Source organism: Pseudomonas sp. 22526 (assembly GCF_052044735.1).
Classification (GTDB): domain Bacteria; phylum Pseudomonadota; class Gammaproteobacteria; order Pseudomonadales; family Pseudomonadaceae; genus Aquipseudomonas; species Aquipseudomonas piscium.
Map to the genome: position 1 here is coordinate 232,353 of NZ_JBQENK010000006.1, position 13,270 is coordinate 245,622.

General features: G+C 64.1%; 7 protein-coding genes. 1 reads left to right on the forward strand and 6 read right to left on the reverse strand.

All coding sequences use genetic code 11. The features are described 5' to 3' along the window. Positions 1 to 18 precede the first annotated feature (18 nt). Complete coding sequence (lon, locus tag ACTJKT_RS11630) at positions 19 to 2,439, reverse strand: endopeptidase La (protein WP_097304913.1); 2,421 nt, start codon at positions 2,437 to 2,439, stop codon at positions 19 to 21. 404 nt (positions 2,440 to 2,843) lie between these two features. Here lon and ACTJKT_RS11635 point away from each other — a divergent pair, with 404 nt between their 5' ends. Next, positions 2,844 to 5,186 carry a putative bifunctional diguanylate cyclase/phosphodiesterase gene (locus ACTJKT_RS11635; protein ID WP_440787177.1) on the forward strand — a complete coding sequence of 781 codons (2,343 nt, stop codon included), beginning with the start codon at positions 2,844 to 2,846 and terminating at the stop codon, positions 5,184 to 5,186. 102 nt (positions 5,187 to 5,288) lie between these two features. Here ACTJKT_RS11635 and ACTJKT_RS11640 read toward each other — a convergent pair whose 3' ends face one another. The 5 genes from ACTJKT_RS11640 to ACTJKT_RS11660 all read right to left on the reverse strand — a co-directional run bounded on the left by ACTJKT_RS11640 (position 5,289) and on the right by ACTJKT_RS11660 (position 13,104). Further along, positions 5,289 to 5,582 carry a hypothetical protein gene (locus ACTJKT_RS11640; protein WP_102678539.1) on the reverse strand — a complete coding sequence of 98 codons (294 nt, stop codon included), beginning with the start codon at positions 5,580 to 5,582 and terminating at the stop codon, positions 5,289 to 5,291. A gap of 199 nt (positions 5,583 to 5,781) precedes the next feature. Continuing rightward, positions 5,782 to 6,096: a hypothetical protein gene (locus ACTJKT_RS11645; RefSeq protein WP_440787178.1), complete on the reverse strand. Its 315-nt coding sequence runs from the start codon at positions 6,094 to 6,096 to the stop codon at positions 5,782 to 5,784. Positions 6,097 to 6,834: 738 nt separating this feature from the next. After that, the gene (locus tag ACTJKT_RS11650; protein ID WP_440787179.1) at positions 6,835 to 9,255 is read right to left on the reverse strand and encodes a glucose/quinate/shikimate family membrane-bound PQQ-dependent dehydrogenase; all 2,421 of its coding nucleotides are present in this window, start codon (positions 9,253 to 9,255) and stop codon (positions 6,835 to 6,837) included. A 130-nt stretch (positions 9,256 to 9,385) separates the two neighbouring features. Continuing rightward, the gene (locus ACTJKT_RS11655; protein ID WP_440787180.1) at positions 9,386 to 10,759 is read right to left on the reverse strand and encodes a carbohydrate porin; all 1,374 of its coding nucleotides are present in this window, start codon (positions 10,757 to 10,759) and stop codon (positions 9,386 to 9,388) included. 305 nt (positions 10,760 to 11,064) lie between these two features. Beyond that, the gene (locus ACTJKT_RS11660; protein WP_440787181.1) at positions 11,065 to 13,104 is read right to left on the reverse strand and encodes a TonB-dependent receptor; all 2,040 of its coding nucleotides are present in this window, start codon (positions 13,102 to 13,104) and stop codon (positions 11,065 to 11,067) included. Positions 13,105 to 13,270: the final 166 nt, after the last annotated feature.

The window sequence follows — 13,270 nt, forward strand, 5'->3', positions numbered from 1 at the left end:
CGCTCCTACAGACAGCGTTTAGAACAGCACTTTGGCTACGTCGGCGAAACGCTTGGCGAAGTGCACGGTGATGCCTTCCTTGAGGTAGTCCGGCAGCTCTTCGAAGTGGCCGCGGTTGGCTTCCGGCAGGATCAGCTCGAAGAGCTTCTGCCGGCGCGCCGCGATGACTTTCTCACGCACCCCGCCGATGGGCAGGACATGCCCGGTCAGGGTCAACTCGCCGGTCATGGCCACGCCCTTTTTCGGCGGCTGGCTGCGCGCCAGGGACAGCAGGGCGCTGGCCATGGTCACCCCGGCGCTCGGGCCATCCTTCGGCGTGGCGCCTTCCGGCACGTGCAGGTGGACGAACGCCTCGTCGAAGAACTTCGCATCGCCACCGAACTGCTTGAGGTGCGAGGTGACATAGCTGTAGGCGATTTCCGCCGACTCCTTCATCACATCACCCAGTTGCCCGGTGAGCTTGAAGCCACGGTTGAGGGTATGAATCCGCGTGGCTTCGATCGGCAGCGTGGCGCCGCCCATGCTGGTCCAGGCCAGGCCGGTGATCACCCCGGTGCCGCTGAGCACTTGCTCGTTGCGGAACACCGGCATGCCCAGGGAGGCTTCCAGGTCCTTGGTGCCGAGCTTTATCACCGCGTCCGGTTCTTCCAGCAGCCGCATCACGGCCTTGCGCACCAGTTTGCCCAGCTGTTTTTCCAGTTGGCGCACCCCGGACTCGCGGGCGTAACCGTCGATCACCGCGCGCAGGGCCGCATCGCTGATGCTCAGGCTGGCCTTGGACACACCGGCCTTTTCCAGCTGCTTGGGCCACAGGTGACGCTTGGCGATGGCCAGTTTTTCCTCGGTGATATAGCCCGACAGGCGAATCACTTCCATGCGGTCCAGCAACGGGCCGGGAATCGAATCCAGGGTGTTGGCGGTGCACACGAACAGCACTTTCGACAGGTCCAAGCGCAGGTCCAGGTAGTGGTCGAGGAATTCCACGTTCTGTTCCGGGTCGAGGGTTTCCAGCAGCGCCGAGGCCGGGTCGCCCTGGTAGCTCTGGCCCATCTTGTCGATCTCGTCGAGCATGATCACCGGGTTCATCACTTCGACGTCTTTCAAGGCTTGCACCAGCTTGCCCGGCAAGGCGCCGATGTAGGTGCGGCGGTGGCCCTTGATCTCGGCCTCGTCACGCATGCCGCCGACGCTGAAGCGGTAGAACGGCCGGCCCAGGGATTCGGCGATGGACTTGCCGACGCTGGTCTTGCCCACGCCGGGCGGGCCCACCAGCAGCACGATGGAGCCGCTGATCTCGCCCTTGTAGGCGCCGACCGCGAGGAATTCGAGGATCCGGCTCTTGATGTCGTCGAGCCCGGCGTGATGCTGGTCCAGCACCTTGCGCGCATGCTTGAGGTCGAGCTTGTCCTCGCCGTACACGCCCCAGGGCACCGCGGTGGCCCACTCCAGGTAGTTGCGGGTGACCGCGTACTCCGGCGAGCCGGTCTCGAGGATCGACAGCTTGTTCATCTCCTCCTCGATGCGTTTCTGCGCCTGGGGCGGCAGGACCTTGCCGGTCAGGCGCTGCTCGAACTGCTCGATGTCGGCGCTGCGATCGTCCTTGGTCAGGCCCAGCTCCTGCTGGATGACCTTGAGCTGTTCCTTGAGGAAGAACTCGCGCTGGTGCTCGCCGATCTTGCGATTGACCTCGGCGGAAATCTCTTTCTGCAGGCGCGCGACCTCGACTTCCTTGCGCAGCATCGGCAGGACTTTTTCCATGCGCTTGAGCATTGGCACGCAGTCGAGTACTTCCTGCAGTTCGTTGCCGGTGGCCGAGGTCAGCGCGGCGGCGAAGTCGGTCAGCGGCGACGGGTCGTTGGGGCTGAAGCGGTTGAGGTAGTTCTTCAGCTCTTCGCTGTACAGCGGGTTGAGCGGCAGCAGTTCCTTGATCGCGTTGATCAGCGCCATGCCGTAGGCCTTGACCTCGTCGGTCGGCTCGCTCGGCTGGTGCGGGTATTCGACCTCCACCAGGTACGGCGGGCGATGGTGCTTGAGCCAGGTGCGGATGCGCACGCGGGTCAGGCCCTGGGCCACGAACTGCAACTTGCCGTTCTCGCGGCTGGCGTGGTGCACCTTGACCAGGGTGCCGTACAGCGGCAGGGCCGAGGTGTCGAAATGCCGTGGGTCTTCCGGTGGGGTGTCCATGAAGAACAGCGCCAGCGAATGGTGTTCGGACTTGCTCACCAATTCCAGGGTTTCGGCCCAGGGTTCTTCGTTGACGATCACCGGCAAGACTTGCGCGGGGAAGAACGGCCGATTGTGGATCGGGATGATGTAGACCTTGTCCGGCAGATTCTGCCCGGGCAGGGCCAGGCCCTTGCCGGAGGAGGTGTGGAGTTCGGCGTTTTCCGGGTCGGCGTATTCACTCATGGTTTCAGGAAGTTCTTGCTGGTCGCTCATGGGGCACCTGCGCAATGGGGTATGCGAAGTTAGATGGGGCAGGTGACGGACGGTTTCAATGGCCCATGGGCCGGATCAATTATTTCAGTCTTTGTCGCCGGGACGCGGTGCAGCCTCCAAAACGGCGATGGCGAGGCTGTCATTTCTGCGCAGGAACGCTGGTAAATTGGCGGTGACAGAAAAATGACATTGAGAACCCCCTGATTTTATTGCGTGATCTTCTTCTCTCGGCGGTCTAATCTGGACCGATTAAATGTTGTCAGGGAAATGGCATTTATTTGACGCATCTTTAGCTGCCCAGAGGGACGCGTAATGATCAAGGGACTTTTCAGCGGGGAGCGGCGGGTGTCGCCGTGGGTGTGCAAGGTCGACAACAGTGAGGTCGCGGCGACGAGAGCCGTCTCATGAAGTGGCGCCATACGTTCCAGGTAAGGATCACCGGGGTATTGGCGTTATTGCTGTTGATCGTGATCGGGGTGGTGTATTTCGCCGTCAAGGCCGCGACCAATCATGCGGTGGAAAACCAGGCGCAAGTGCAGCTGCAAACCGGCGCCCGGGTATTCGAACGCCTGCTCGAACTGCGTGGCCGACGCTTGCGTTATGGCGTGGACTGGCTGGTGGTGGACTCGCAGTTTCGCGAGGCGGTGATCAGCGGCGACTCCCAGGCGATTCTCGAGGCGCTGCGTCAGCACGGCACCGGCACCCGCGGCAGCGAACTGTTCGTGCTCGGCGCCGAAGGCACGGTGATCGCCAGTACCCTGGGAGCGATCGCCGAGCGTGAGCATTTCCCCTACGACCGCGCATTGCGCACGGCCCTGCGGCAAAACAAAAGCATGTTGATCGTCGCGCTCAAGGGCCAGCCTTATCTGCTGGTCCAGGGGCAGGTGCTGACGCCGATGCACATGAACCGGGTGGTCATGGCGTTTCGCATGGACGACCTGTTCGCCAGCGAGCTGCGTTCCATGAGCAACCTGGAAGTGTCTTTCCTCACCCTGCAGGACGGGCGCGCGGGTGAGCTGTTCAGCACTCAGCCGGACATTTTTTGGGCCACCATCATCACCACCCTGCGCAACTCGTCCTGGCGCGCGCTGCCGCAGTTGAGCGATGCCCACGGCAAGCGCTTCCTCAATCAGGCCCTGCAACTGGCCAACACCGGCGATCCCGACGACCCCAAGGTCCTGGCGTTGTTGCAAAGCCCGCTGGACCACGCCTTGCAGGCCTTCGCGCCGCTGGACCGGGAGTTCCTGGCGATTGCCCTGGCGGCGCTGGTGGTGTCGCTGGCCGGCGCCTTGTTCATGGCGCGGCGGGTGTCGCGGCCGTTGAATGTGCTGGCCGAGGCCGCCCAACGCATCGGCGCCGGCAACTACCAGGTGCCGGTGGTGCTCAAGCGCACCGACGAGTTCGGCTTGCTGGCCGAGGCGATCAACGCCATGCAGAGCGGGATCGCCAGCCGCGAGCTGCAACTGGCCCACAACGCCCTGCACGATCCCCTGACCGGCCTGCCCAACCGGGCACTGGCCATGGAACGCCTGAGCAACGCCATCGGTGCCGGGCGCAAGGTGGTGCTGCTGTACCTGGGCATCGAGGATTATCGGGCGATCAACGAAGGCCTGGGCCCGGAAGGGGTGGAGCAGATGATGCGCGAAGTCAGCCGGCGGCTGTCGGAGACGGTGTCCACCGGGGATACCGCCGCGCGCATCACCGCCAACGAGTTTCTGTTGTTGCTGGAAAACACCGAGATCGATGGCGCGGTGGCCATGGCCGATCGGCTCCACACGTTATTGAGCCGGCCGCAGACCATTCATGGCGATGAAGTACAGCGCCAGGTGTGCATCGGCGTGGCGGTCTACCCCACCGACGGACAATCGGCGGAAGAGCTGATCAGCCGCGCCGCCATCGCCCGCCACGACGCGGCCGCCCAGCCCGGTTACCTGCAGATCTACCAGCAGGACCGCGACCTGGCCCATCAGCGTCAGGTCGGGCTGATCCGCGACCTGCGCCGGGCCGCGGCGGAAGGCGAGCTGTTCCTGCTGTACCAGCCCAAGCTCGACCTGCGCCATGGCCATGTGCACCAGGCCGAAGCCTTGCTGCGCTGGCAGCACCCGGAGTTCGGCATGGTCTCGCCGGCGGAATTCATCCCCCTGGCCGAGCGCACCGGCAGCATGAACAGCCTGACCCTGTGGGTGATCGAGGAGGGCATGCGGCAACTGGCCGAATGGAACATGCGCGGGCTGCATCTGCAGTTGTCGCTGAACATCTCGGTGGACGACCTGCATGGCCACGACCTGGCGGCGCGGGTCAGCGTGTTGCTGCAGCGTTATCGGCTGTCCGCCGAGCAGTTGATTTTCGAGATCACCGAAAGCGCCATCATGCGCCACCCGGAGCAGGCGCTGGAGGTGTTGCAGAGCCTGCGCGACTGCGGCATCAGCCTGTCGGTGGACGACTTCGGCACCGGCTATTCGTCGCTGGCGCAATTGCAGCGGCTGCCGGTGCAGGAGCTGAAGATCGACCAGTCGTTTATCCGCAACCTCGACGAAACCAGCGGCGACGCGGTGATCGTGCGCTCCACCATCGAGATGAGCCACAACCTGGGGCTCAAGGTGGTGGCCGAAGGGGTGGAGCAGGAGCGCAGCCTGCGCCTGCTGGAGCGCTGGCATTGCGACACGGCCCAGGGCTACCTGATCAGCCGGCCGCTGACCGCCCAGGCCTTCGAGGCCTGGGTGACGAAGTCGCGGATTTCCAGCTGAGCAGCGCTGGGTGGCCGCTCCGGGCACTGCGGCCAGACATACGCAGGCCCGGCTTCAGGGTGTGAAGTCTGTCGCTGTGAACCTCGGTGATGGGGCCGCGGCTTACTGCTTGGTGCACTCGGCGGGGAGCGCTACGACTCCGCCCATGGAGGCGAAGGCGACCATGCCGCCACTGGGCAAGATGCAATTGTATTCGCCGTTGCTGGTGCTGGCGGTGAAGTAGGTCTGGGACGCGTCGCTGCGCACATTGGAGACCGTGGTCACGGGCTTGCCGAGGGTGGTCTGGGCGCGGTTCTTGAGGTCGTCGTTGCTGGGTTTGGCAATGGCGCAACCGCCCAGGGCGAGCACCAGGCCGCCGAGCAGGGTGAGGGTACGGGCAGTGGGGTGGAGGTTCATGGTGATTCTTCCTTGGCGTTGTTGTGTTTTCTAAGGCGCAGCCGGCCCCGACACCGCAGAGCGGCGGTGTTGAGAAGAGCGGGTGAGTGGTTGGCACTATATCGCCGGGATGGGGGAGGGTCGATTAGCACAGATGGGCTAATGTCCCTTTGCAATTATTGGGCTGAGGACGGGCGTCGGCGCAGGGCCGGCTGGAGGTTCAGCTCAGCAGTTGTTCCTGCAGGCGCCGGCCGAGTACGTCCAGCAGGTCGCAGCCATCGCGCAGGGGGATGACGCAGAGCTGGGCGAAGTCCTGGAGCAGCGCCGGGTTGCTGTGCAGGTTGGCGTCGCTGGCAATGTTCTCCAGCAACTGGATCGCGGCACGGATGCGGTGGGCGGCGGCTTCGTGCAGCACATCCAGGGGCGCCTCGGTGTCGATCAGCAAGGCGGGGATGCTGCAGTCGTTGCTGGTAAGGGCCATGTAGCGGCGGGGTGGGGTGGGTAGAACGGGCGGATCGGGAACGACTTTTTTCATTGAACTGGCTCCGGGTAGGGATCTGAGCCGCCAACAGCCTTCCTACGGGCTTGGGTGGCAGCCGTGCGCGGGGTAGGAACCGAATACCCAGGGACTCGGCCACGTCGAAACGTGCCCGCGCACAGCCGCCGCGGCTGATCTTACGGACACCTTAAAAGGGCCGCAATCAGTCGGGACGCGTACGCGCCGAGGGTCATCAAAAGGGTTCCTACGCCCTGTCACTGAATTGGCAGTGACAGGTCAAACCATAGAGTCCGGGGCCCGGCGGGACAAGGTGATGGGAGTCGACGCGTGTTGTAGGAATTTTCGCTGTACCCGCTGCCACACCGATCTCGGATCGGAATTCGCCCTGTAGCCGCTGCCGAGCCCGCGAGGCTGCGATCGGCCGCGAAGCGGACGCCAAACCAGGCAACGCGGTGTATCAGGCAAATGGGGGATACCGCCCTTGCGTCTGCTACGCAGACGATCGCAGCCTCGCGGGCTCGGCAGCGGCTACATGAATCGCTATCGACCTAGGGGCCTTGTGGTGGTTGGGCGGGTCTTATCGCGGGCAAGCCTCGCTCCTACAGAAGCGAAGCGGAACACTGCGATCCTGCTTCTGTAGGAGCGAAGCTTGCTCGCGATGACGTCAGGCCGGGCAATATAAAATGAAAGGCCAAAGAAACTCCCCCAAACGCCACCCACAAAAAAAGGCGGCTACCCGCAGGTAGCCGCCTTTTCATTCACCGCCGGTAAGGCTTATTCCGACAGTTTGTAGGCGATGATGTAGTCGCCCATCTTGGTGCCCAGCGAGCCGTGGCCACCCACGACCACCAGCACGTACTGCTTGCCATCCTTGCCGGTGTAGCTCATCGGCGTGGCCTGGCCGCCTGCTGGCAGGCGGGATTTCCACAGTTCCTTGCCGTTGTTCACGTCATAACCGCGGATGTACTGGTCCAGGGTGCCGCTGAGGAAGCCGACGCCGCCGGCGGTGACCATCGAGCCGCCCATGCTCGGCACGCCGATGGGCAGGCCGATCGGTACGGGCGAGCTGTCGCGGCTGGTGCCGTTCTTGTGCTTCCACACCACTTTGTTGGTGGTCAGGTCGATACCGGCCACGTAGCCCCAGGCCGGGGCCTGGCAAGGTACGCCGAACGGCGACATGAACGGATGCATGATCACCGCGTATGGCGCGCCGGTGTTGGGTTGCACACCGGAGGTTTCGCTTTCGCGCTTGCTGCCGGCGGCGACTTCGGCGCGCGGCACCAGCTTGGAAACGAAAGCCATGTAGTTCGGGCTGGTGAACAGCAGGTGACGGACCGGGTCGATCGATACGCTGCCCCAGTTGAACACACCGACGTTACCCGGGTAGATCAGGCTGCCCTGGATCGACGGTGGGGTGTACTGGCCTTCGTAGCGCAGTTCCTTGAACTGGATGCGGCACAGCATCTGGTCGAACGGCGTGGCGCCCCACATGCCTTTTTCTTCCAGCGGCGGTGGCAGCAGGTTCAGGTCCGAACGGGCCTGGGTCGGCGCGGTGTGGTCGCCTTCGACCGCACCGGCCGGCGCCGGTACTTCCTGGATCGGCACGATCGGGGTGCCGTCGCGACGGTCCAACACATACAGGCTGCCTTGCTTGGTCGGCTGGATCAGCGCCGGCTTGATGCCGTCCGCGGTCTTCATGTCCACCAGGGTTGGCTGGCTGCCCACGTCCATGTCCCACAGGTCATGGTGGGTGAACTGGTAGTTCCAGCGCAGCTTGCCGGTGTCGATGTCCAGGGCCACGGTGCCGGCGCTGAATTTCTCGGCGCCCGCGGTGCGGTTGCCGCCCCATTGGTCAGGCATCTGGTTGCCCAGCGGCAGGTAGATCAGGCCCAGTTTCTCGTCGACGCTGGCCAGGGACCACATGTTCGGCGAGTTGCGGGTGTAGGTCTGGCCTTCCGGCAGCGGAGCGGTCGCGTCGGGGTTGCCGGCGTCCCAGTTCCATACCAGGTGACCGTCGTGCACGTCGAAGGCGCGGATCACGCCGGACGGCTCGTTGGTCGACTCGTTGTCGGTCACGTGGCCGCCGATGATCACCAGGTTACGGGTGATGGCGGCTGGCGACGTCGAGTAGTAACCGCCTGGAGTGAAGGGGCCGATACCGGCCTTCAGGTCTACCGCGCCCTTGTTGCCGAAGTCTTCGCAGACCTTGCCGGTGTCGGCGTTGATCGCGATCAGGCGCGCGTCGGCGGTCGGCAGGAACAGGCGACGCGGGCAGCTGGCGGCTATGGCCTGGCCGGCGGCCGAGAGGCTGGCCGGGGTGCTGATGGCGTCGGTCTTGTTGAAGCTGGCTTCGTCGTAGTACGACACGCCGCGGCAGGTCATGTGCGCCCAGCCACGGAAGTCGTCGCCGTTCGGGCCCTGGATTTTCGGGTCGAAACGCCAGATTTCCTTGCCGGTGTCCGGGTCCAGCGCCAGCACCTGGCTGTGGGCGGTGCAGGCATAGAGCATGCCGTTGACCTTCAGCGGGGTGTTCTGGTTGGTGATTTCCACCGGGTCCTTGGCGGTCGGCATGTCGCCGGTGCGGATGCGCCAGGCTTCCTGCAGCTTGCCGATGTTGGCCGGCGTGATCTGGGTCAGCGGCGAGTAGCGGTCGCCGAACTCGGTACGGCCATACGCCTGCCAGTCGCCTTCGGGCATGGTCGGCGCGGCGCTGGTGGTGTCTGCGCTTGCACGGCCCAGTTCGCCCGAGATCTCGCCCGGGTTGGTGAACTGGCTGTTGAGCGCGGCACCACCGGCCAGGACCACAGCCACGCCCAGTACCGCGGTACCCAGCGGCGCCGAGCCGTTGCGCAGCAGCGGACGACGGAACCATGGCAGCAGCAGAACCACACCCAGGGCAAAGAACAGCGACAGGCGTGGCACCAGTTGCCACCAGTCCAGGCCGACTTCCCACAGTGCCCAGACGGAGCTGGCGAACAGCACCACCCCGTAGACGAGCAGCGCGGAACTACGCCCCGCCAGCAGCAGCACGCCGCTGACGATCAGGCCGATACCGGCCAACAGGTAGTACAGCGAGCCGCCGAGCATGCTCAGCTTGATCCCCCCGGCCAGCATGGCCAGGCCCATTAGCAGCAGCAAGATACCGAGCAGGCTCGGCAGCAGGCGGCTCGGACTTGAAGCACCATCAGTGCTCATAGTGTGGTTCTCCGTGACGTTTAAGGTAGTCCCGCGCTTGTTCACTGTAGATGACGATCAGGCGCGGGCATGGTTCAGCGGTGTTTGGGGAAAAACAGTTTTATTCAGATTGAGCGAGCCCCAGGGCTCATCAGAACGAGCTCTGGATCTTGATCCCGCCGATCAGCGCGTCGTCGATCTTGTCCACGCCACCCGGGTGGCGGATGTATTGCAGGTTCGGGCGTACGGTCAGCCAGTTGGTGACATGCACGCCGTAGTACAGCTCGGCGCTGTATTCGGTGTCCTGGGGCGGCAGGTAGGCCGGGTTGTCGTAGTCCTGGATGAGGTTGGCCTGGTTGGTCGCTTCGGCGTTCTTGCGGTAGGCCGGGTTGACGTGGACCCGGGCCATGGCGAAGCCGATGTCGTCCTTGGCGCGCGCATCGAACAGGCCCTTGTAGACCAGACCGGCCTGGACGTAGTTGTCGATGGCGTTGGTCTTCTTGTCGTGCATCGTCGCGTTGGCGAACAGGCTCAAGCCGCGCGAGTGGTCGCTGGCCAGGCTGGTGATCTGCTGTTGCGCGCCCAGCCACAGGCCGTGCTTGCTCGAACTGCTGCGATAGGCCTCGCCGCTCAAGGCCGCCGGCTGGCTGTTGCTGTCCTTATAGACGTCGGTGGCCTTGGCGCTGCTGTAGTAGTAACCGGCGCGGTATTCACCCGGCAGGCCGTTGAGCTTCGGCGTCCACACCAGTTCCACCGGCAGCAGGGTGCCCTGGGTGCCACTGCCGCTGAGCTTGAAGCCGTTGCCGCGCTCGAGGTTGGACGGGTTCTGCTCATAAGCGCCGATCTGTGCGTAGAGCTCAGGGGTCAGGTGATATTTGACCCGCAGCGCCCATTGGCTGACCGGCCAGTTGTACCAGACGCTACCGGCCCAGTTGCCGACCTGGGAGCCGCAGAACGCCAGGTTCTGGAAGTCGCAGGGGAAGCTGTTGAAGTCTTCGCCCTGGCCGAACCGGCCGACCTTGATATCGAGCTTCTGGTCGAAGAATTTCTGCTGGTACCACATCTGCGTCAGGCGCCAGGTCTGACCGCGGCCCCAGACTTCCTGGGCCGAGGTGAAGCCGCCGACCCGCGGGTCGTTGATGCGGTCGTTGCTGATGTTGTCGCCGTCGCGCTTGGTGATGGTCAGCTGGAATTCGGCATCGTTCCAGCCGAGGATCTTGCCCAGGTCCAGGTGGCTGCCGAAGGCGAACTGGTCGCTGAAGCGCGCGGTGCGGTCATGGTCGTAGCCACCATGCAGGTTGGAGCCCATTTCGCCGACGAAGTCGATCTTGAAGTCGTAGCCTTTTTTCGCAAGCTCAGTGCGGTTGCCGTTCCAGTCGCCGAGCATCCAGGGGGACTCGCTGTCGAAGGCCGGAGTGGCCTGGGCGCAGGTGGCCAGGCCGAGGGCGCCGAGCAGGGTCATGGTTTTGTGTAGGGCGGCAGGGCCAGAGACAGCGCTGTCTTTAAGGGTTCGAACGTCTGACATAGGTGAAATCTTGGTCTTATTCAGGGAAATGGGCAGGCAAGCAAAGGCTCGACGTAGCTCGGTTCACGGCAGTGCGAGCACGTTAATGCAGCTGATTCAAAGGGCAGGATTAAAGGATTCAGCTTGAGCGGCGCGAAGAATAAATCAGGGGGCCTGGCGAGAGAAAGGGCTTTTGTTGACATGGATCATTTCGGATTCGGTAACAGTACTGCCTTGCCACCTGGAGCGTAGGGCCTGCCGGCGCGCTGAGCGCCAGGAAAGCCGTGGCACGACGGCCCGTTGCAGGCCGTCGCGGGTCAGGGAACTCAGAAGGTGGTGCGCAAGCCGACCTCGATGCTGCGCCCTTGGGCCGGGGCGATGTCGCGCAGGATCGAGCTGGCGTAACGCACGGTCTGGTTGGTCAGGTTCTCGCCCTTGACGAAGGCCAGCCACTGGCTGCTGCCGATGTCGAAGTGGTAGCCGGCGCTGGCGCCCAGGGTGGTGTAGCCGTCGGTGCCGCTTTCGTTGTCCGGCACGCGACGCTGGCTGGCGGCGTGTTCGACATCGATGCGCGCCTGCCAGCGGTCCAGTTCCCACAACAGGCCGCTGTTCAGGCGCAGCGGCGCGATGCGTGGCAGGGCTTCGCCGTTGTCCAGGTTCTTGGCGCGGGTGTAGTCGCCGGACAGTTCCAGGGCGAACTTGCCGTAGGCGCTTTCGCCGAGCTTCCAGTGGTCCTGGGCCTCGATACCGGCAAACCGCGCGCGGACCCCGGAGTAGGTGTATTCCGGCATGCCGCCGGCGTCTTCCTCACCTTCATCGTTGAGGGTGCGGCCGCTGCCGAGCAGCCCGATGTAGTTGGAGAAGTGGCTGTAGAACACCCCGACGCTGCCTTTGTGGGTGCCGTTGTCGAAACGCAGGGCCAGGTCGCTGGACACGGCTTTTTCCTTCGACAGGTTGGCGTCGCCGACTTCATAGGTGCCGGTGGCCACGTGGGCGCCGTTGGCATACAGCTCGTAGAAGGTCGGGGCGCGTTCGGTGTAGCCCAGGGTGGCGGCCACGGACCAGATCGGCGTCAGGGTGTAGACCGCGCCGGACGACAGGCTGCCGGCGGTGAAGCTGCTGGAACTGTCGGCCTGGCTGAAGCGTTCGTTGCCTTTGCTGTCCGGGTCGACGCGGGTGTGCTCCAGGCGCCCGCCGAGGCTGAGTTTCAGGCGCTCGGTGGCCTGCAGTTCTTCGAGGATGAACAGCGCGGCGCTGTCGGTATCGGTCTGCGGCACGAAGGCTTCTTCGCCGAGCGCGGAAAACTCGCTGCGACTGACCTGGGTGCCGATCACCCCATTGAGCGGGCCGAGGGGCTGGTGGCGGGCTTCGACACGGGCTTCGTAACCCTTGTTCTTGAAGATAGTGCCGGTCTCGCCGCCTTCGATTTCGCGGTGTTCGTAATCGGTGTAGCCGGCGTCGAATTTCAGCGAGCTGAAGGGGCCGTCGAGGTTGCGCAGTTCCGAGGCGAAAGCGTAGTGATCCTGCTTCATGCGGATACGCACATCTTCCTCGGCGGGCGAGCCGTAGTTGGAGTCGTAGTTGCTGTAGGACAGCCCGGCGTAACCGTCGTCCCAGGTGTAGGAACCGCCGATGGCACCGCCGTCCTGACGGCCGTCGCTGTTGCCCAGGCGACCCTTCTTGCCGTTGCCGTCTTCACTCGGCGGGGCGTGGCGGCTGCGAGCGTAGCCGGGGATTTTCAGGTCGTTGAACTGCCGCGAGTTGGCGTCCAGGTGCAGGGCGAAGGTGCCGTTGCCGGCCTCCAGCTTGCCCGCGCTGCTGCGGGTGGTGTCGGCACCGCCGTAGCGCAATTCACCAGCTCCGTGGATGCCTTCGATGGCTTCGGTGGGGATGCGGTTGTCGAAGGTGTTGACCACGCCGCCGATGGCGCTGCCGCCATACAGCAGGGCGGCCGGGCCACGGACGATCTCGATGCGCTCGACGTTGACCGGGTCCAGCGGCACCGCGTGGTCGTAGGACAGCGACGAAGCATCGAGGGCGCCGACGCCGTTGCGCAGCAGACGAATGCGGTCGCCATCCAGGCCGCGAATGATCGGCCGGCTGGCGCCCGGGCCGAAGTAGGACGAGGACACGCCCGGCTGCTTATTCAGGGTTTCGCCGAGGCTGCCTTGCTGTTGCAGGGTCAGCTCGTCACCTTCCAGTACTGTGCTCGGCGCTGCCGTTTGCTGGCTGCCCAGCGGGTTGGCGGTGATGACCTGCGGTTGCAGCTCCAGGGCGTGGGCCTGGGAGGCGAACAGCAAGGCGGCGGACAAAGGGCTAAGACGCCAGAGTAGAGAGCGAGAAGGGCGGTGGGCAGAGAGGGACATCGGTCATTCCTTGGCAGCGCAGGACAGCGCGCTTTGAGTCAAAAGAGAACAGGCGTGACACGGCGAGGTGTCTGAATCAGGGGTTTGTTTTGTATTGATACAATATAACATCTCTTTTGGCGCAAAAAGGAAGGAACTTTTTCAGCGTCCCTTTTCTGTAGGAGCG

Excerpts from the sequence above, each read along its gene's own strand:
- ACTJKT_RS11645 (WP_440787178.1), bottom strand. The coding sequence starts at position 6,096 with ATGAAAAAAGTCGTTCCCGATCCGCCCGTTCTACCCACCCCACCCCGC.
- lon (WP_097304913.1), bottom strand. The coding sequence starts at position 2,439 with ATGAGCGACCAGCAAGAACTTCCTGAAACCATGAGTGAATACGCCGAC.
- ACTJKT_RS11650 (WP_440787179.1), bottom strand. The coding sequence starts at position 9,255 with ATGAGCACTGATGGTGCTTCAAGTCCGAGCCGCCTGCTGCCGAGCCTG.
- ACTJKT_RS11660 (WP_440787181.1), bottom strand. The coding sequence starts at position 13,104 with ATGTCCCTCTCTGCCCACCGCCCTTCTCGCTCTCTACTCTGGCGTCTT.
- ACTJKT_RS11655 (WP_440787180.1), bottom strand. The coding sequence starts at position 10,759 with ATGTCAGACGTTCGAACCCTTAAAGACAGCGCTGTCTCTGGCCCTGCC.
- ACTJKT_RS11635 (WP_440787177.1), top strand. The coding sequence starts at position 2,844 with ATGAAGTGGCGCCATACGTTCCAGGTAAGGATCACCGGGGTATTGGCG.
- ACTJKT_RS11640 (WP_102678539.1), bottom strand. The coding sequence starts at position 5,582 with ATGAACCTCCACCCCACTGCCCGTACCCTCACCCTGCTCGGCGGCCTG.